This is a genomic window from Burkholderia ambifaria AMMD, from assembly GCF_000203915.1.
Lineage (GTDB): Bacteria > Pseudomonadota > Gammaproteobacteria > Burkholderiales > Burkholderiaceae > Burkholderia > Burkholderia ambifaria.
In genome coordinates this window covers 2,273,230-2,291,339 of sequence record NC_008390.1, presented here as the reverse complement: position 1 = coordinate 2,291,339, position 18,110 = coordinate 2,273,230, and the positions used below count along the sequence as shown (strand labels likewise).

Here is an 18,110-nt window from a genome sequence, read left to right as displayed (position 1 = left end):
CAAGACGTTTTTGAGCGGGCTTTTGTATTAAAGATGTAAGCAGTACGCTGTCCCCTTCGTCTAGAGGCCTAGGACATCACCCTTTCACGGTGAGTACAGGGGTTCGAATCCCCTAGGGGACGCCAGGATTCAGCGGCGTTTCGTAGAAGTGTCGCAACGCTGGCAGGACGTGAACGTGGTCCTGCGGGTGGTGGTGCAGAAAGCTGGAGCGGTAGTTCAGTTGGTTAGAATACCGGCCTGTCACGCCGGGGGTCGCGGGTTCGAGCCCCGTCCGCTCCGCCAGAACCAAGCCCGTTCAAATGAACGTTTTGAACGGGCTTTTGTATTAAAGATGTAAGCAGTACGTTGTCCCCTTCGTCTAGAGGCCTAGGACATCACCCTTTCACGGTGAGTACAGGGGTTCGAATCCCCTAGGGGACGCCAGATTTCGGCGTCGTTCGAACAAACGATGCGCCGGCAGGAAGTGACCGACGCCTGCCAGGCAAGAAGCAAAACTGGAGCGGTAGTTCAGTTGGTTAGAATACCGGCCTGTCACGCCGGGGGTCGCGGGTTCGAGTCCCGTCCGCTCCGCCAGAAAATGAGAAAGCCCGCCTTGTGCGGGCTTTTTCATTTGTATTTCTGGTCGTGCCCGCTTGCGGGCACCCGCTACGAGAAATTCGCGATTGCATCCGCCCGCGACTGCGCTATCGTGGCGGGATGCGTTCTTGACCCCCGCGCGATGCTCGATCCGACCGACCTGCGATTGCTGTATCAGCTCCGGCCCGCGGAGCCTGGCGATTTTCCGTTTGCCGAGGCGCTCACGCACGGCAACATGGGCGGCTATTACAAGCGCCATGGACTCGTCTGGCGCAGCGACCTGTTCTATGCGAGCTGGCGCGAATCCGAAAACTTCATCCTGGAAGCCGACGGCGAACGCATCGGCGTGCTGCGCGTGACCGAGGAGGGCGATTCGCTGCACATTCGCGATGTGCAGATTGCAGCCGGTCATCGCGGCCAGGGCGCCGGCACCTACATGCTCGACATGTCGCTGCGCTGGGCGCGCGCCCGCGGGCTGCACGAACTGCAGTTGCGCGTGTTCGTCGACAATCCGGCCGCGCGGCTCTACCAGCGAATGGGCTACCGCGTCACCGGGCCGAGGCTCGCGCAGCTCGGCTCGATCCGCCACATGGTGCGTACGGTCTGAGCGAATAACGGTGCAGCGCGGAGACCGTCAGCGGGCGGTGCCGAACGCGTCGTCGTCGTCGAGGGCGTCGTCCGTCGCGATGCCGTCCTCCGCGCCGCGGTGCTCGTAGCCGCGCAGCATGAACGCGCGCGGGCTTTCGCCGAACGCGCGCCGGAACATCGCCGAAAACGCACTCTGGCTCTGGTAGCCGAGCTCGCGCGCGATATGCGACAGCGGACGCCCCTGGTTCAACAGCGGAATCGCGCGCGCGAGCAGCGCCTGCTGCCGCCACTGCGAAAAGCTCACGCCCAGTTCCTGCTTGAAGAGCCGCGAAATCGTGCGCGTGCTCGCGCCGACCTCGCTTGCCCAGTGCTCGAGCGATTCCGCATGCGCCGGTTGCGCGAGCACCGACTCGCACAGCATGCGCAGGCGTTTCTCGTCGGGCATCGGCACCGCGAGCGGCAGCGGTTCGGCGCGGCTCAGCTCGTCGAGCACGAGCCCGCACAGCAGCCGCTCGCGCGCATCGCTCAGGTCGCGCGCGTCGAGCGCGACGATCAGTTCGCGCAGCAAGCCCGTCACCTCGACCACCCGGCATGCATCGAGCCCGTCCGGCACGATCGACTCGTCGATATACAGCGTGCGCAGATACGCGTCCTCGACGATCACGACTTCGTGCGTGACGTGCGGCGGTACCCAGATCGCGCGGGACGGCGGCACCATCCACGTCGTCCCGGTCGTCGCGACGCGCAGCACCCCGCGCGACGCGTACGCGAGCTGCGCCCACGCATGCGTGTGCAGCGGGATCCGGCGGCCGGCATCCACCTGCCGCGCCCGCACGCGCATCGGGTGGACGCGGGTCGGCGCGAACTCGGGCGGGATGTCGATGACGTCGTAGGGGTTCGATGTGTCGGCTTGGGCAGGCGGATTCATGGACGACTCGGTCGGCGCGGCGGCGATGCCGTTATTTTAGAAGGCGCCGCGCAGGCGCATGCGGCGGTTTTTCGGCCGATAATGCACCGTTCAAATGAACTTTGTATGGGGCCGCGCGCATTCCGGCCGCGGGCAAGTTTGGGCCTGCAGACGCGCGGGGCCAAAAAACATCGGGCCGCGATCGCGGTCTACCGATGCGGGCGCGTTGTCGCGCGAGCGGCGCCCCGAACGCCCTGAACACGCCGGTGCCCGCGGCGCGGCCGCGACGGCCCGGCATGGCAACACCTGAATCGAAGAGGAGAACCAAGATGCGCTACGTATTCGTCTACGGCACGTTGAGAGCGGGAGAAGCCAACGACATCGGCCATGCGGCCGCGCGGCACGGGATCGCCGCGCCGACGCTGCTCGGTGCGGCCGCGCTGCCGGGCGAACTGTACGATTTCGGCACGTACCCGGGCATGATCGCCGGGCCGGCCGGCCAGTCGCTCGTATGGGGCGACGTCTACGAGATCGACGAGCAGTTGATGCCCGTGCTCGACGAGATCGAGCGCGTCTATCCGGGCGTCGACACGCTGTTCCGGCAGGAGCCGGTGACCGTCCAGCTCGGCGGCCGTACGTACGCGTGCATCTACTATCCGGTCGCCGCGCATGCGGCAGCCGACCGTCCGCGCATCGCATCGGGCGACTGGGTTCAGCACCGGCGCGAGCGGGAAGCCGCCTGAGCGCTCGCGCGGCCAACTGCTGCGCCGCAAAGAAAAAGCGCCCTGGCTGAACTGCACCTCAAAAGTTGGATGCGAATCCAACCTTTGGGGTGTTTTTCATGGCGGGCGCTTTTCATGCCGCCGGCCGGTGCGACCGGCGGCGGGCAGGTCGGGCACGACCGGGCCGGCAGGACCCGGCCCGCATCGTCAGATTTCCTCGTACAGCGGCAGCGTCAGGAATTCGGTGAAGCCTTCCGACGTCGACATCTGTTCGAAGATCGCCGCCGCACGCTCGTAGGGCTGCGTGTTGCCGCCGACGGAACGCTTCACGTTGTCGAGCTCGGCCTTCGCGAATTCGCGCACGAGTTCCGCCGTGACCTTGCGGCCGTCGTCGAGCACGCCCTTCGGCGAGCGGATCCACTGCCACACCTGCGAGCGGGAGATTTCGGCGGTGGCCGCGTCTTCCATCAGGTTGTGGATCGGCACGCAGCCGTTGCCGTCGAGCCACGCGCCGAGATAGTGAATGCCGACGTTGATGTTGTTGCGCAGGCCGGCTTCGGTGATCGGCGCTTCAGGCTGGAAGTCGAGCAGATTCTTGCCTTCGATCTGCACGTCGTCGCGCTGCTTGGCGATCTGGTTCGGCTTGTCGCCGAGCACCTTGACGAATTCCTCCATCGCGATCGGCACGAGGCCCGGGTGCGCGACCCAGCCGCCGTCGTAGCCGTCGGTCGCGTCGCGCTGCTTGTCCGAGCGCACGCCGCCCATCGCCTTCTCGTTCGCCTGCGGATCGTTCTTGATCGGAATCAGCGCGCTCATCCCGCCGATTGCCGGTGCGTTGCGCTTGTGGCAGGTCTTCAGCAGCAGCAACGCGTACGCGCGCATGAACGGCACCGTCATCGTGATCTTCGCGCGGTCGGCCAGGCAGAAGTCGCGGTCGTTCTTGAACTTTTTGATCGCCGAGAAGATGTAGTCCCAGCGGCCGGCATTCAGGCCCGAGCTGTGTTCGCGCAGTTCGTACAGGATCTCGTCCATCTCGAACGCGGCGAGGATCGTCTCGATCAGCACCGTCGCGCGGATCGTGCCGCGCGGCACGCCGACCGCTTCCTGTGCCGCGACGAAGATGTCGTTCCACAGGCGCGCTTCGAGATGGCTTTCCATCTTCGGCAGGTAGAAGTACGGGCCCGAGCCGCGCGCGATCAATTCCTTCGCGTTGTGGAACAGGAACAGCGCGAAATCGAAGATGCCGCCGGACACGCGCTGGCCGTCGACCGTCACGTGCTTCTCGTCGAGATGCCAGCCGCGCGGACGCACGATCAGCGTCGCGACCTTGTCGTTCAGCCGGTACGACTTGCCGTTCTGCTCGAGCGAGATCGTGCGGCGCACCGCGTCCTTCAGGTTGATCTGGCCGTCGATCTGGTTCGTCCAGCTCGGCGCGTTCGAGTCCTCGAAGTCCGTCATGTACGAATCGGCGCCGGAGTTCAGCGCGTTGATGATCATCTTGCGCTCGACGGGGCCCGTGATCTCGACACGGCGGCATTGCAGGTCGGCCGGCAGCGGCGCGACCTTCCAGTCGCCTTCGCGGATCGCCTTCGTGTCGGCCAGGAAATCGGGGCGTTCGCCGGCGTCGAGGCGCTTGGTGCGTTCGACGCGGGCCTGCAGCAGCGCCTGGCGACGCGGCTCGAACGTGCGGTGCAGCGCCGCGACGAGTGCGAGCGCGTCAGGCGTCAGGATTGCTTCGTAACCCGGCTTGATTTCGCCGGTGATCGCCATGCCTTGCGGCAGCGTGATCGGGGTGCTCATGAGTCTCATCTCCTTGGTCGGTCAGTTGCGGTTTCGGTGAAGGGGGAAGGCGGCAGCGCCGCGACCCTCATGCGCCCGGGCCGGGGCGCGCGCGGTTCGCGGGTCTGCCGGATGGAGCCGGGGTGGCGAGGAAGGCGAGCAGGTCGGCCATGCCGCTGCCGGTGCCGTCGGGCGGCGCGCCGAGTTCCTCGGCGGGCGCGCCCGTGCGATTGAGCCAGAACGTCGTGTAGCCGAACCAGGCGGCCCCCGCGACGTCCCACGCGTTCGACGACACGAACACGATGTCGCGCGCGTTCGCGCCGAACGCCGCGGTGCCGAGTGCGTAGACGGCCGGGCTCGGCTTGTACGCGCGCACGGTGTCGGCCGACAGCACGCGATCGAACAGGCCGGTCATGCCGGCGCTCTTGATCGCGATGTCGAGCATTTCCGGGTTGCCGTTGGACAGGATCGCGAGCGGCGGGCGCGGGTCGAGCGCGCGCAGCTTGCGCAGCGCGGGCAGCGTGTCGGGGTAGGTGGATAGGCACGCGTATTCGTCCATCAGCCGTTTCTCGGCCGCGCTGTTCAGCGTGAGGCCGAGCACGCGCGCGGCGAAGCGCAGCGCGTCGAGCGTGATGTCGCGAAACGGGCGATAGCGGGCGCCGGCCGGATCGGCGAGCGTGCGCAACTGCGAGTATTCGATTTGCTTGCGTCGCCACAGCTGCGACAACCGCTCCCCGTGACCGGGAAACATCTGCTCCGCCGCGGCCACGACCGCATGCACGTCGAACAACGTGCCGAATGCGTCGAAGAGGATTGCGTCGGGAGAGGAGAGTGTCGTTGTGGCCGACATAGCCTTGCGCTCCAGTTTCAGAGGTCGAGTCGATTCTATTTGTGATCACATGTACTAAAAAAGACGCTAATCATCACTTGATCTTTTACTTTCATATACATAATCTTGACCGGCTTAAGCTATTTGAAGGGCGGGATGGCCGTCCTTTCGAGTCATGGACCGGTTCAAACAGATCGAAACGTTCGCCGCGGTCGCGGCGAAGGGCAGCCTGTCGGCGGCCGCGCACGCGGAAGGCGTCGCGCCGGCGATCATCGGCCGCCGCCTCGACGCGCTCGAGGAGCGGCTCGGCGTCAAGCTGCTGGTGCGGACGACCCGCAAGCTCACGCTGACTTTCGAGGGGTCGGCCTTCCTCGAGGATTGCCAGCGGATCATCAACGACATGCAGAACGCGGAGGCGAGCGTGTCCGCCGGCGGCGTGAAGGCGAGCGGCCACCTGCGTATTTCCGCGCCGGCCGGCTTCGGGCGGCGCCACGTCGCGCCGCTCGTGCCCGAGTTCAGCGGCGCGCATCCGGACGTGTCGGTCACGCTCGACCTGTCCGACCGGATGGTCGACCTCGTCAACGAAGGGTTCGATTGCGCGGTACGGCTCGGCGAGTTGCCCGATTCGTCGCTGGTGTCGCTGAAGCTCGGCGAGAACCGGCGCGTGTGCGTCGCGTCTCCGGCGTATCTCGCGCGGCGCGGCACGCCCGCCACGCTCGCCGAACTCGCGCGCCACAACTGCCTCGCGCTGGCCGCGAACGCGAACCAGCAGCGCGGCTGGGCGTTCCAGGAGGACGACAAGGTCGTGTCGATCCGCGTGAACGGTACGATGGAATGCTCGGACGGCGCTGTGCTGCACGAGTGGTGCCTCGCCGGCTACGGCCTGGCCTGGCGATCGTGGTGGGAGGTCGGCGGCGACATCGCGGCCGGCCGGCTCGTCAGCGTGCTCGATGCGTTCGCGGCGCCGCCGATCGGCATCCACGCGGTGTTTCCGCAGCGCCGCCACCTGCCGCTGCGCGTGCGGCTGTTTCTCGATTACCTGAAACACACGTACGAGCGGCCCGGGTATTGGGGCGAGTAGCGCGCGGCCGCCCGCGCGTTTCCGATATGAGGGCGAACCCGCTGACGGCGCCGGCCGCCCGGTTTCGCGCACTACAATCGAAACTGGCATGCGCGACACGCCGGGGCCGGCTCGCATGGGTTCGCGGCGCGCGCGGTGCGTCTGACGAAGGAGGGCGCGATGTTCCGGCACATCCTCGTTCCAACCGACGGTTCCGAACTGTCGCAGAAGGCGATCGACGGCGCGATCGACCTGGCGCGCGCGGTCGGCGCGCAGGTCACGGCCTACGCGTGTCTGCCGCAGTATCCGTACTCGCCGTTTTCCGAAGTGATCATCGAGCCGCCCGCCGATTTCCGCGCGCGCAGCGAGCGCGAGGCGCGCGCGCACCTCGACGAGGTGCAGGCGGCCGCGAAGGCGGCCGGCGTCGTCTGTGACAGCTGGACGAGCGTGCATCCGTCTCCGTATCTCGGCATCATCGAGGCGGCCGAACGCGGCGGTTGCGACGTGATCTTCATGGCGTCCCACGGGCGCCGCGGGCTCGGCAGCCTGCTGATCGGCAGCGAGACGCAGCGCGTGCTGACCCATACGAAAATTCCGGTGATTGTCTATCGGTAGCGGCGACGTCGTCCGTGGCCGCGCGGGCGGCGGCACGGCAGCGCCGCTGAAAAAGGGCGCGCCGGACGAAGCCGGCGCGCGTCGTTGCAGGCGGCCGAGGGCCGCGCGCGGCGGGTCGCGCGGGTCACCGCGCGCCTGCCGTCTCCTCCCTGATTTTTGTTCGGTGCCGCCGATGCCGCGCCGTCGCGTGACGGGCGGGCATCGGCGTGACGCTTGCGCGCGTTACGCGACCTTCTTGCCGTCGAAGAACTGTTCGTCCTCGGTCGAGCCGTGCAGCGCGGTCGTCGAGGCTTCGCGCTCGACCGTCTGCGTCACCGCGTCGAAGTATCCGGTGCCGACTTCGCGCTGGTGCTTGACGGCCGTGAAGCCCTTGTCGGCCGCCGCGAACTCGGCCTGCTGCAGTTCGACGAACGCGCTCATCTGCGTGCGGGCATAGCCGTGCGCGAGGTTGAACATCGAGTAGTTCAGCGCATGGAAGCCGGCCAGCGTGATGAACTGGAACTTGTAGCCCATCGCGCCCAGTTCCTTCTGGAACTTCGCGATCGTCGCGTCGTCGAGGTTCTTCTTCCAGTTGAACGACGGCGAGCAGTTGTACGACAGCATCTTGCCCGGGAACTGCTTGTGGATCGCTTCCGCGAACTTCTTCGCGTACTCGAGATCCGGCTTGCCCGTTTCGCACCAGACCAGATCGGCGTACGGCGCATACGCGAGGCCGCGCGAGATCGCCTGCTCGATGCCCGGCTTCGTGCGGAAGAAGCCTTCGACCGTGCGCTCGCCCGTCAGGAACGGCTTGTCGTTGTCGTCGATGTCGGACGTGATCAGGTCCGCTGCTTCCGCGTCGGTGCGCGCGACCAGCACGGTCGGCGTGCCCATCACGTCAGCGGCGAGACGCGCCGCCGACAGCTTCGCGACGGCCTCGCGCGTCGGCACGAGCACCTTGCCGCCCATGTGGCCGCACTTCTTCACCGATGCAAGCTGGTCCTCGAAGTGGACGCCCGATGCGCCTGCCTCGATCATCGCCTTCATCAGCTCGAACGCGTTCAGCACGCCGCCGAAGCCGGCTTCCGCATCCGCGACGATCGGCGCGAAGTAGTCGACGTAACCTTCGTCGCCCGGGTTCTTGCCTTCGGACCACTGGATCTGGTCGGCGCGCGTCAGCGTGTTGTTGATGCGCTTGACGACGAGCGGCACCGAGTTCGCCGGGTACAGCGACTGGTCCGGGTACATTTCGCCCGCGACGTTCGCGTCGCCGGCCACTTGCCAGCCCGACAGGTAGATCGCCTTGAGACCGGCCTTCACCTGCTGCATTGCCTGGTTGCCGGTCAGCGCGCCGAGCGCGTTGACGAACGGCTCTTCGTTCATGAGGCTCCACAGCTTTTGCGCGCCGCGCTTGGCCAGCGTGTGCTCGACGGCGATCGAGCCGCGCAGGCGAACCACGTCGTCAGCGGTGTAGCTGCGCTTGATGCCTTTCCAGCGCGGATCGGTTTCCCATTGCTGTTGCAGTTCCTGCGCCTGTTGGTGTCGCGACATGATGAGCTCCTTGATACGGTGCGTTGCCTGATGAGTCGAATCGGACGGTGAGGATGCTGTTCGCGAAGCGGAGCGGGGTGCTGCCGTTTCGCGAAGTCTTGTATAAGAGTCTAGGCAAACCGACCGACATGAAACAGGGGCTATCTCCGGAAGCTCGAAATTTTTTAATCGTTATGAATCAAAAGGTTGCCAGTAACGTTTCGCAATGAGAAACGATTTTTCCCATCTCGCAATCGTAAGGTTGTGCCGCGCAGCATGACTTTTTACGACGCAAAAAAATTTTCCGCATCGTGAAATGTGGGGCGGGACGAAAAAAAACCGGCGCGGGTGCGCCGGTCTGCCGGATGGGGTGGCCCTCCGTCGGGCGGCCGGAGCCGCCCGGGCGTGCTTACGACGCCGAGTTGCTGCGACGCGGGCCGCTGCTGCGTTGGCCGTCGCGACGCGGGCCGCCGTCACGGCTGCCGCTCGGCTTGCCGCTCCAGCCGCCGCCATTGCCGCCGCCGTAGCTACGGCCGGCGCCGGCATGACCGCCGCCCGGCTTACCGCCGAAACGACGACCGCCGTTACCGCCGCCCGGACGGCCGCGGCCACCGGTGCTGCCGGTGCGCGCGGGTGCCTTGCGCGGCTCGAAGCCTTCGATCACGTTGACCGGCAGCGGCGAGCGCACGAAGCGCTCGATGCGCTTGAGCGCGCCCTGTTCGGCGTGGTGCACGAGGCTCACCGCGGTGCCCGAACGGCCGGCGCGGCCCGTACGGCCGATACGGTGCACGTAGTCTTCCGCGAACTTCGGCAGGTCGTAGTTGAATACGTGCGTGATGCCCGGGATGTCGATGCCGCGGGCCGCGACGTCGGTCGCAACCAGCACGCGCACACGGCGCTCGCGCAGCGCACGGATCGTGCGGTTACGCGCGCCCTGCGGCAGGTCGCCGTGCAGTGCGGCCGATTCGAAGCCTGCGTCGGCGAGACGGCCGGCGAGCTGGTCGGCGTCGATCTTGGTCGCCGTGAAGATGATCGCCTGGTCGAGCGCGTCGTCGCGCAGCAGGTGATCGAGCAGACGATCCTTGTGGTCGCGGTCGTCGACGTAGTGCACGGTCTGCGCGATGTTCGTGCGCGACTCGAGGCGCTGCTGGATCTCGATGCGCTCCGGGTCCTTCAGCAGGCGGCCCGTCAGCGAACCGATCTTGCCGTCGAGCGTGGCCGAGAACAGCATGGTCTGGCGCGACGCGGGCGTTGCCGCGACGATCGTCTCGATGTCGTCGATGAAGCCCATGTCGAGCATGCGGTCGGCTTCGTCGAGCACGAGCATCTTCAGTTCCGACAGGTCAATGCGGCCGCGCTCGAGGTGATCGAGCAGGCGGCCCGGCGTGGCAACCAGGATTTCCGGGTTCTTCGCGAGCAGCATCAGCTGCTGGCCATAGGCGACGCCGCCGAGGATGCTGACGGTGCGCAGGCGCTTCAGGTGCTTGCCGTAGGTCGATGCGGCCGTCGTGACCTGCATCGCGAGTTCGCGGGTCGGCGTCAGCACGAGCAGGCCCGGGCGCGCGACGGGTTGCGGGCGGCGCACGCGGCGGTCGCCCTGGCTCGGTTCGCGCGGCGTGCGCGGTTGCTGCGCCAGCGTCTTCTGAAGCTGCGCGAAACGTTCGATCGCGGGCAGCATGAAGGCGGCCGTCTTGCCCGAACCGGTCGGGCTCGACACCAGCAGGTCACGGCCGGCGATGCCGGCCGGAATCGCGCGCTGTTGGACCGGCGTCGGCTTCACATAGCCGGCGGCCTCCAGCGCGGAGACGATCTCCGGCGACAGCCCGAGCGACGCGAAGCTGGGCTCGTCCGACGCCGGTTCGATCGCGGCCGGTACGGCGGCGTCGTCGAGACCGAGCGCCTGGTCGGCGATCGCGTTGAGCGGGCTGGAGTTAATGCTCGAAGTCATAACAATCCTTGAAACACAGTGGGTGAAACGTCGGCGCCAATCGCGCATACCCAAGTCGTCGGATTCAGCGAGCAAATCAGGAAACGGGGGTGCAATCCGCCGAACCTTCGGCGGATGAGGCATTAGAAGCTGTTTTGGGTGCGGCGCGCTTCAGGAGCGGGGCCGCCAGCCTGAGAGTGACGACCGCGAGGGTCGAAGCAGGAGGGGACAGGTTCTAAACCGGATTGGAGCATAACGCTACGAGGCGTCTGGCCGGAACGGCTTTCGAGCCGAGCGCGGGGGTGACGCAGGCCGCATTATAAAGAAATTTGCTGCGCTGCGCCACTGATTTGATTGCCGATTGCGGGGAGGGCGATCCGGTCAGGATGCCGTGCCGTTCTTCAGCGATTCGACGAGTTCGACATACTGCTGCTTGGCGGCGTCCTGCGACGTGCCTTTCAGCGCTTCCCACGCGTCGTACTTGTACTTGCCGACGATATCGGTGAAGCCCGGCTTGTCGCCGTGCGCGTCGCCGTCGGTCGCTTGCTTGAAGAGCGCGTACAGGCGCAGCAGCGTCAGGTTGCCCGGACGCTCGGGCAGTTGCTTGACGTCGACCTGGGCCTGGTCGAATTGGGCGGTGAGATCGCTCATCGTGTGTCTCCGTAAGGGTTTCGAGTCGGCCGATCTTAACAAGCGCCGCGCCGCGCGGGGTCGAGCGATCCTTCCAAACCGCCGGCCGCGCGGCGCACGCATCTGGATCGGGTCCGATCGCCCGTGGGAGCGGGGCGCCGCATTACAATGTCGGCCATGACGCAAACAGTGCTCCTCGCCATCGATACGTCGACCGAATTCTGCTCGGTCGCGCTGCTGCGCTCGGCTTCGGCCGATGACGCCGTTTCCACCCCGCAAACCTGGGTCCGCCACGAACCGACGGGCGCCGTGTCGAGCACGCGCGTGCTGCCGGCCATCCAGGAACTCTTCGCCGAATCGGGCCTGTCGTTCGCCGACTGCGACGCGATCGCGTTCGGCGCGGGCCCCGGCTCGTTCACCGGCCTGCGTACCGCGACCGGCATTACCCAGGGGCTCGCGTTCGGGCGCGGGCTGCCGGTCGTGCCGGTGAGCACGCTGCTGGCATGCGCCGAGCACGCGCGGCTGCGCGCGCCCGGCACGACGCGCGTGCTGGCCGCGCTCGACGCGCGGATGGACCAAGCATACTGGGCCGATTTCGCGTGGGACGACCAGGCGGGCGACTGGCGCACGCTGCATCCGGCGTCGCTCGACGCGCCCGGCGCCGTCGGCGTGCCCGACGTGCCGTTCACGCTCGCGGGCAACGCGGCGGCCGCGTTCGGCGCGCAGTTGCCGGCCGCCGCCGCGGCAGCCGTGATCGACGGCGATGCGCTGCCGCATGCGTTGGCGGTCGCGCATGCCGCGCTGCGCGCGTTTCGCGCCGGCCGTACGGTGCCGGCCGACCAGGCCGCGCCGGAATACGTGCGCGACAAGGTCGCGCAGACCACCGCCGAGCGCATCGCGGCGCGCGCCGCGCAGACGGGCGGAGTGAAAGGATGACGGGTGTACTGCTGAGCGACCGCTATTTGTCGCCGATGACCGACACCGATCTCGACGAGGTCGTCGCGATCGAGCAGGTCGCGTACGAATTCCCGTGGAGCCGCGGCAACTTCGAGGATTCGCTGCGCAACGGCTATTTCGGCGTGTGCCTGCGGCATGTGACGGGCGCGCTCGTCGGCTATTGCGTGCTGATGCCGGTGATCGACGAGATGCACCTGCTGAACCTGTGCGTCGCCCCGGCCGCCCAGCACTCGGGCGCGGGCCTCGCGCTGCTGCGCGAAGCGGTGCGCATCTCGCGCGCGGAGCGGCTCGACGGCGTGCTGCTCGAGGTGCGGCCGTCGAATCTGCGCGCGATCCATCTGTACGAGCGCTTCGGCTTCGTGACGATCGGCCGGCGCAAGAACTACTATCCGGCGCGGCATCGCGGCCGGGAGGACGCGATCGTAATGCGTCTGACGCTGAACAAGGACGAAGGGGACACGCATGGCGTGGGCTGAAGCAGCGCTCGAGGAAATGGGTCTCGCGCAGATCTGGGTGCGGCGCGGGCAGCGCGCGCAAAGCGCGGAAGCGGGCGAAACACCGGCTGCGGCATCCGGCGGAGGGGGCGACGCGTCCGCCGTTGCGGCCGCAACCGGTGCATCCAGTGCATCCGGTGCATCCGGCGTATCCGGCGTATCCGGCGTATCCGGCGCGGCCAAACCGCGGGCGGCGACGCAGCAGCCGCATGCCACGCAGCCGACTGCGCGGGTGGTCCCGCGTGACGATACGCCGCCGGTGGGCGGCGCGGCTCGCAATGCGGCCCTGCGCGACGAAGCGGGTACGGGTACGGCCACGCGCGCCGCGCTCGATGACGACCGTGCGTCCGCCGAGCCCGCACCGTTTGCCGCCGCGGACGACATGCCGCCGGCCACCGAAGACGATTTCGCGTGGTTCGACGCGACGCCGCCCGGCGATCCGCTGCCGCCGGACGAAGCGCGTCCCGCCGCAACGCCGGTGGCGATGCTCGACTGGGACACGCTCGCCGCACGCGTCGCCGACTGCACGAGCTGCCGCCTGTGCGAGAAGCGCACCAATACCGTGTTCGGCGTCGGCGATCGTGAAGCGGACTGGATGCTGATCGGCGAAGCGCCGGGCGAGAACGAGGACAAGCAGGGCGAGCCGTTCGTCGGCCAGGCCGGCAAGCTGCTCGACAACATGCTGCAGTCGCTGGCGCTCAAGCGCGGCGAGAACGTCTACATCGCGAACGTGATCAAGTGCCGGCCGCCCGGCAATCGCAACCCCGAACCCGACGAGGTCGCGCGCTGCGAGCCGTACCTGCAGCGCCAGGTCGCGCTCGTGAAGCCGAAGCTGATCGTCGCGCTCGGCCGCTTCGCCGCGCAGACGCTGCTGAAGACGGACGCGAGCATCGCGTCGCTGCGCGGCCGCGTGCACACGTACGAAGGCGTGCCGGTGATCGTCACCTACCACCCGGCGTACCTGCTGCGCAGCCTGCAGGACAAGTCGAAGGCGTGGGCCGACTTGTGCCTTGCGCGCGATACCTTCCAGCAGACGGGGGACGCCGACACGACCGGGCCGGCCGCACAATGACGCACGACGCGGCGTTCGCGTTCGTCGATACGCTGCGCGATGTCGCGGTCCGCGATCTGGGCTGGCTCCTCGCGAGCCCGAGCCTGCTCACCGCGGCGCCCGGCGCGCCGCTCGCGCATCCGTGGTCGGATGGGCCCGAACGGGTGGCCGTCGAAGCGTGGCTCGTCGCGCTCGACGCCGCGCCCGAGCCGCTGCACCGTGCGCTCGACGGGCTGCGGCCGGTGCGGCTCGGACGCTATGCCGAATGCCTGCTCGAATATTTCCTCACGCACGGGCCGTCGCTGCGGCTCGTCGCCGCCAATCTGCCGTTGCGCAGCAACGGCAAGACGCTCGGCGAGGTCGATTTCCTCGTCGATGCGCCGGGCGGGCAGCGCCTGCACTGGGAGCTCGCCGTGAAGTGCTACCTGTGCGCGCCGGTGGCGGGCGACGCATCGCTCGCGGATTTCGTCGGTCCGAATCTCGTCGACCGCCTCGACCGCAAGCGCAGCCGGCTGCTCGAGCATCAGTTGCGGTTGAGCGATCGCCACGGGTTTGCGCTGCTCGGCTACGGCGCGCCGTCCGATGCGCAGATGTTCATCAAGGGCTGGCTGTTCTATCCGCATGGCGTGCCGCTGCCGCCGGTCGCCGCGGAAATCGCGGCCGATCATCCGCGCGGCTTCTGGCTGACGCACGCGCAGTGGCCGGCGTGGGCGGCCGCGCAACCCGACGGCGCGGCGTGGAACGTGCTGGCGCGGCTGGCCTGGCTCGCGCCGCGGCGGGTGGCGGCCGACGCCGCGCCCGAACCGCTGGCGAATTCGCTTGCGCTGCCATCCGTATTGACGGCGCGCCAGGCGCCCGCGCTGATCGCCGTTCATCGACAGGACGGCGACGGTGTGTGGCGGGAGACGGCGCGCGGCTTCATCGTGCCGGACGACTGGCCGGCGCGCGCGCAGGCGTTCGCCGCGCTGGACGACTGACGCCGCGTCAGCCGGCGCTTACCACCAGCGATGGAAGTGATGGACCGGGCCGACGCCGTGGCCGACGTCGAGCTGGCCGCTCGCGGCGATCGCGCCGGTCAGGTAGACCTTCGCGTCGCGCACCGCGCTCTCGAGATCCGGCCGCTGCGGCAGCAGCGCGGCAATCGCCGACGACAGCGTGCAGCCGGTGCCGTGCGTGTTGCTGACCGGCACGCGCGTGCCGCCGAGCCGCACGGCATGCGCCGCATCGACGAGCCAGTCGGGGCTCGCGGCCGCGTCGGGCAAGTGGCCGCCTTTCATCAGCACGGCGTTCGCGCCTGCCTGCAGCAGCGCGTGGCCTTGCCGGACCATGTCGTCTTCGGTCGTCGCGGGCGTGTCGCCGAGCAGGGCGGCCGCTTCGGGCAGGTTCGGCGTGACGACGGTCGCGAGCGGCAGCAGCGCGTCGCGCAACGCGTCGACCGCGTCGGGCGCGAGCAGCGCGTGCGAACTCTTCGAAATCATCACCGTATCGAGCACGACGAAGCGCGGCGCGTAACGCCGCAGCGCGTCGGCCACGGCATGCACGATCGCGGCGTTCGCGAGCATGCCGATCTTGACCGCGTCGATGCGGATGTCGTCGAACACCGCGTCGAGCTGCGCGGTCACGAACGCCGCGTCCGGCGCGTGCACGCCGCTCACGCCGCGCGTGTTCTGAGCGGTCAGCGCGGTGATCACGCTCGCGCCGTACGCGCCGAGCGCGGAGAAGGTCTTGAGGTCGGCCTGGATGCCTGCGCCGCCGCCCGAGTCGGAGCCGGCGATCGTCAGGACGTTGGGTATCGGGTGCGTCATGATGGCAAGGCGCCGGTGCGAAGACCGGCGCCGACGGACGGAAACGGACAGTGTAGCGTCAGTGCCGCGATTCGCCGATCAGCGCGACCGAGTCGAACTGGCGCTGGTTCGCCTGGTGGCGGCGCATCACGAGCCACATCGTCAGGCAGACGAACGTGCCGAACAGCACGATCACGACGCCGACCGGCACGTCGAGCCAGACCAGCACCGCATACAGGCACAGCATCACGAGCACCGACAGGTTCTCGTTGAAGTTCTGCACCGCGATCGAGTGGCCGGCCGACAGCAGCACATGGCCGCGATGCTGCAGCAGCGCGTTCATCGGAACCACGAAATAGCCGGACAGCGCGCCGACGCCGATCAGGAAGATGTACGCGACGATCAGGTACACCGGCAGGCGCAGGTGGCCGAAGTGCACGGCCCAGTGCGCGGGGAACAGGTCGCGCGTGTAGAACGCCATCAGCATGACCGCGATGCCCATCATGATGCCGACGGGCAGCACGGACAGCGACTTCTTCAACGGGATGCGCGCGGCGGCGGCGATCGCGCCGCCCGCGACGCCCACCGCGACCACGGCCTGCAGAAGCGCGCCTTCGGACAGCGACATGTTGAGCGAGACTTCGGCCCACTTCAGCACGATGAACTGCAGCGTCGCGCCCGCGCCCCAGAACAGCGTCGTGACCGCGAGCGAGATCTGGCCGAGCTTGTCGCGCCAGAGCACCGTGAAACAGTCGGCGAAATCGGTGAGGAGCTTGACCGGGCCGCGCTCCTGCTTCGGGTAGCGCGCACCGGTATCGGGGATCCGCAGGTTGAACATCGCGGCGATCACGTAGATCGCCATGATGATCGCCATCGCCGCTTCGGCGGGCGTGCTGATCCAAGCGGGCGTGTGCGCGATCACGTGCGATGCGATGTGCGGGCTGATCAGCGCGCCGCCGAGCACGGTGCCGAGAATGATCGAACTGACGGTCGTGCCTTCGATCCAGCCATTCGCGGCGACGAGCCGGTCGGCCGGCAGCAGCTCGGTCAGGATCCCGTATTTGGCGGGCGAGTAGGCCGCGGCGCCGAACCCGACGATCCCGTACGCGATCAGCGGGTGGGCGCCGAACAGCATGATCAGGCAGCCGACCACCTTGATCGAGTTGGTGATGAACATCACGCGCCCCTTCGGACGCGAATCGGCGAACGCACCAACATAAGCCGCCAGCACCACATAGGACAACACGAAGAACAGCTTGAGCAGCGGTGTCATCCAGTTGGGGGCGTGGAGGTCTTTCAGCAGGGCGATGGCGGCGATGAGAAGCGCATTGTCGGCCAACGACGAGAAAAACTGCGCGGCCATGATGGTGTAAAAACCTTTTTTCATCTGATGCGATGCTTTCGTCGCTGCGGCAGGGCCGCGTAGGCCGCCTGGTATGCGATCGGCTTATTCCGTTCGAAATGGGTTGTGCGCACGGCTTTATAACACGAAAATACGGCAATTCGGACTAGCAAGATTCCCCGATCGTTCCGCAAATTGTCGGCTTCGGTGCTCAAAAGGCGCGGTAAGCTGATGATTCGCAAGCGTCTTTACGTAAATTTCCCATGCCGCGCCCGATCTCCGCCACCATCCATACCGCCGCTCTCGCGAACAATCTCTCCGTCGTCCGCCGCTTTGCCGGCCCGTCCAAGGTCTGGACGGTCGTCAAGGCCAACGCGTACGGCCACGGTCTCGCGCGCGTGTTTCCCGGCCTGCGCGGCACCGACGGCTTCGGCCTGCTCGACCTCGACGAGGCCGTGAAGCTGCGCGAGCTCGGGTGGGCCGGTCCGATCCTGCTGCTCGAAGGGTTCTTCCGCTCGACCGACATCGACGTGATCGACCGCTACAGCCTGACGACCACCGTCCACAACGACGAGCAGATGCGGATGCTGGAGACGGCCCGGCTGTCGAAGCCCGTCAACGTGCAGCTCAAGATGAACAGCGGCATGAACCGACTCGGCTACGCGCCGGAGAAATACCGCGCCGCGTGGGAGCGCGCCCGTGCGTGCCCCGGCATCGGCCAGATCACGTTGATGACCCATTTTTCGGATGCCGACAACGAGCGCGGCGTCGCCGAGCAGCTCGCGACGTTCGAGCGCGGCGCGGAAAACATCGCCGGCGCGCGCAGCCTCGCGAATTCGGCGGCCGTGCTGTGGCATCCGGATACGCACTTCGACTGGGTGCGGCCGGGGATCATCCTGTACGGCGCGTCGCCGTCGGGACTGTCGGCCGACATCGCCGACACCGGGCTGAAGCCCGCGATGACGCTCGCGTCCGAGCTGATCGCGGTGCAGACGATCGCGAAGGGGCAGGCGATCGGCTATGGCTCGACGTTCTCCGCGCCGGCCCAGATGCGCATCGGCGTCGTCGCGTGCGGTTACGCGGACGGCTATCCGCGCGTCGCGCCGGAAGGCACGCCGGTGATCGTCGACGGCATCCGCACGCGGATCGTCGGCCGCGTGTCGATGGACATGATCACCGTCGACCTCACGCCGTGCCCGCAGGCCGGAGTCGGCGCGCGCGTCGAGCTGTGGGGCAACACGCTGCCGATCGACGACGTCGCGCGCCATTGCGGGACCATCGGCTATGAACTGATGTGCGCGGTCGCCGGCCGCGTACCGGTGCGCGCGGAATAAGGGCGA

General features: G+C 67.6%; 17 protein-coding genes and 4 tRNA genes. 13 read left to right on the top strand and 8 right to left on the bottom strand.

The features are described from left to right. Nucleotides 1-49 precede the first annotated feature (49 nt). The 5 genes from BAMB_RS10520 (at nt 50) to BAMB_RS10500 (ending at nt 1,183) form a co-directional block, all read left to right on the top strand. A tRNA-Glu gene (locus tag BAMB_RS10520) sits at nt 50-125 on the top strand. A gap of 80 nt (nt 126-205) precedes the next feature. Continuing rightward, nucleotides 206-282 (top strand) — tRNA-Asp (locus BAMB_RS10515). A gap of 65 nt (nt 283-347) precedes the next feature. After that, nucleotides 348-423: transfer RNA gene (locus tag BAMB_RS10510), tRNA-Glu, on the top strand. 73 nt (nt 424-496) lie between these two features. Beyond that, nucleotides 497-573, top strand: a tRNA-Asp gene (locus BAMB_RS10505). A gap of 145 nt (nt 574-718) precedes the next feature. After that, nucleotides 719-1,183, top strand: a complete 465-nt coding sequence (locus BAMB_RS10500) for a GNAT family N-acetyltransferase (RefSeq protein WP_006762691.1) — start codon at nt 719-721, stop codon at nt 1,181-1,183. A gap of 27 nt (nt 1,184-1,210) precedes the next feature. On the opposite strand, the gene BAMB_RS10495 is transcribed toward BAMB_RS10500, so the two are convergent. Beyond that, complete coding sequence (locus tag BAMB_RS10495; protein ID WP_011657315.1) at nt 1,211-2,092, bottom strand: AraC family transcriptional regulator; 882 nt, start codon at nt 2,090-2,092, stop codon at nt 1,211-1,213. A 308-nt stretch (nt 2,093-2,400) separates the two neighbouring features. Between BAMB_RS10495 and BAMB_RS10490 the strand changes: the two genes are divergently transcribed. Continuing rightward, entirely contained in the window at nt 2,401-2,814 is a 414-nt protein-coding gene (locus tag BAMB_RS10490) for a gamma-glutamylcyclotransferase family protein (RefSeq protein ID WP_011657314.1), read from the top strand. 186 nt (nt 2,815-3,000) lie between these two features. Here the strand turns inward: BAMB_RS10490 and aceB are convergent, their stop codons facing one another. Together aceB and BAMB_RS10480 are read right to left on the bottom strand one after the other, a co-directional pair. Beyond that, on the bottom strand, nt 3,001-4,593 hold the full coding sequence (gene aceB, locus BAMB_RS10485) for a malate synthase A (protein WP_011657313.1): 1,593 nt from the start codon (nt 4,591-4,593) through the stop codon (nt 3,001-3,003). Between the two features lie 67 nt (nt 4,594-4,660). Next, on the bottom strand, nt 4,661-5,422 hold the full coding sequence (locus BAMB_RS10480; protein WP_011657312.1) for a haloacid dehalogenase type II: 762 nt from the start codon (nt 5,420-5,422) through the stop codon (nt 4,661-4,663). A 154-nt stretch (nt 5,423-5,576) separates the two neighbouring features. Between BAMB_RS10480 and BAMB_RS10475 the strand changes: the two genes are divergently transcribed. Beyond that, nucleotides 5,577-6,482 carry a LysR family transcriptional regulator gene (locus BAMB_RS10475; RefSeq protein ID WP_006755352.1) on the top strand — a complete coding sequence of 302 codons (906 nt, stop codon included), beginning with the start codon at nt 5,577-5,579 and terminating at the stop codon, nt 6,480-6,482. A 159-nt stretch (nt 6,483-6,641) separates the two neighbouring features. Continuing rightward, on the top strand, nt 6,642-7,076 hold the full coding sequence (locus BAMB_RS10470; protein WP_006755353.1) for a universal stress protein: 435 nt from the start codon (nt 6,642-6,644) through the stop codon (nt 7,074-7,076). Nucleotides 7,077-7,298: 222 nt separating this feature from the next. Here BAMB_RS10470 and aceA read toward each other — a convergent pair whose 3' ends face one another. From aceA to BAMB_RS10455, 3 genes are all read right to left on the bottom strand, one after another. Next, a complete protein-coding gene (gene aceA / locus BAMB_RS10465) occupies nt 7,299-8,606 on the bottom strand; it encodes an isocitrate lyase (RefSeq protein ID WP_011657311.1) in 1,308 nt (435 codons plus the stop codon). 388 nt (nt 8,607-8,994) lie between these two features. Next, nucleotides 8,995-10,533 (bottom strand): DEAD/DEAH box helicase, encoded by a 1,539-nt coding sequence (locus BAMB_RS10460; RefSeq protein WP_011657310.1) that lies wholly within the window; start codon nt 10,531-10,533, stop codon nt 8,995-8,997. 360 nt (nt 10,534-10,893) lie between these two features. Then, nucleotides 10,894-11,163 carry an acyl-CoA-binding protein gene (locus BAMB_RS10455; protein WP_011657309.1) on the bottom strand — a complete coding sequence of 90 codons (270 nt, stop codon included), beginning with the start codon at nt 11,161-11,163 and terminating at the stop codon, nt 10,894-10,896. Nucleotides 11,164-11,310: 147 nt separating this feature from the next. Here BAMB_RS10455 and tsaB point away from each other — a divergent pair, with 147 nt between their 5' ends. The 4 genes from tsaB to BAMB_RS10435 are packed head-to-tail and all read left to right on the top strand — an operon-like array spanning nt 11,311 to nt 14,621. Continuing rightward, nucleotides 11,311-12,078: a tRNA (adenosine(37)-N6)-threonylcarbamoyltransferase complex dimerization subunit type 1 TsaB gene (tsaB, locus tag BAMB_RS10450; RefSeq protein WP_011657308.1), complete on the top strand. Its 768-nt coding sequence runs from the start codon at nt 11,311-11,313 to the stop codon at nt 12,076-12,078. Continuing rightward, the gene (gene rimI / locus BAMB_RS10445; protein ID WP_011657307.1) at nt 12,075-12,575 is read left to right on the top strand and encodes a ribosomal protein S18-alanine N-acetyltransferase; all 501 of its coding nucleotides are present in this window, start codon (nt 12,075-12,077) and stop codon (nt 12,573-12,575) included. The genes tsaB and rimI overlap by 4 nt, the downstream gene beginning before the upstream one ends. Beyond that, nucleotides 12,562-13,665, top strand: a complete 1,104-nt coding sequence (locus tag BAMB_RS10440) for a uracil-DNA glycosylase (RefSeq protein WP_011657306.1) — start codon at nt 12,562-12,564, stop codon at nt 13,663-13,665. Before rimI ends, BAMB_RS10440 begins: the two co-directional genes overlap by 14 nt. Then, nucleotides 13,662-14,621: a DUF1853 family protein gene (locus tag BAMB_RS10435; RefSeq protein WP_011657305.1), complete on the top strand. Its 960-nt coding sequence runs from the start codon at nt 13,662-13,664 to the stop codon at nt 14,619-14,621. The genes BAMB_RS10440 and BAMB_RS10435 overlap by 4 nt, the downstream gene beginning before the upstream one ends. 18 nt (nt 14,622-14,639) lie before the next feature. Here the strand turns inward: BAMB_RS10435 and thiD are convergent, their stop codons facing one another. Then, the gene (gene thiD / locus BAMB_RS10430) at nt 14,640-15,449 is read right to left on the bottom strand and encodes a bifunctional hydroxymethylpyrimidine kinase/phosphomethylpyrimidine kinase (protein WP_011657304.1); all 810 of its coding nucleotides are present in this window, start codon (nt 15,447-15,449) and stop codon (nt 14,640-14,642) included. Nucleotides 15,450-15,507: 58 nt separating this feature from the next. Beyond that, a complete protein-coding gene (lplT, locus tag BAMB_RS10425; RefSeq protein WP_011657303.1) occupies nt 15,508-16,815 on the bottom strand; it encodes a lysophospholipid transporter LplT in 1,308 nt (435 codons plus the stop codon). A gap of 218 nt (nt 16,816-17,033) precedes the next feature. Here lplT and alr point away from each other — a divergent pair, with 218 nt between their 5' ends. Further along, the gene (alr, locus tag BAMB_RS10420) at nt 17,034-18,104 is read left to right on the top strand and encodes an alanine racemase (RefSeq protein ID WP_011657302.1); all 1,071 of its coding nucleotides are present in this window, start codon (nt 17,034-17,036) and stop codon (nt 18,102-18,104) included. Nucleotides 18,105-18,110 lie beyond the last annotated feature (6 nt).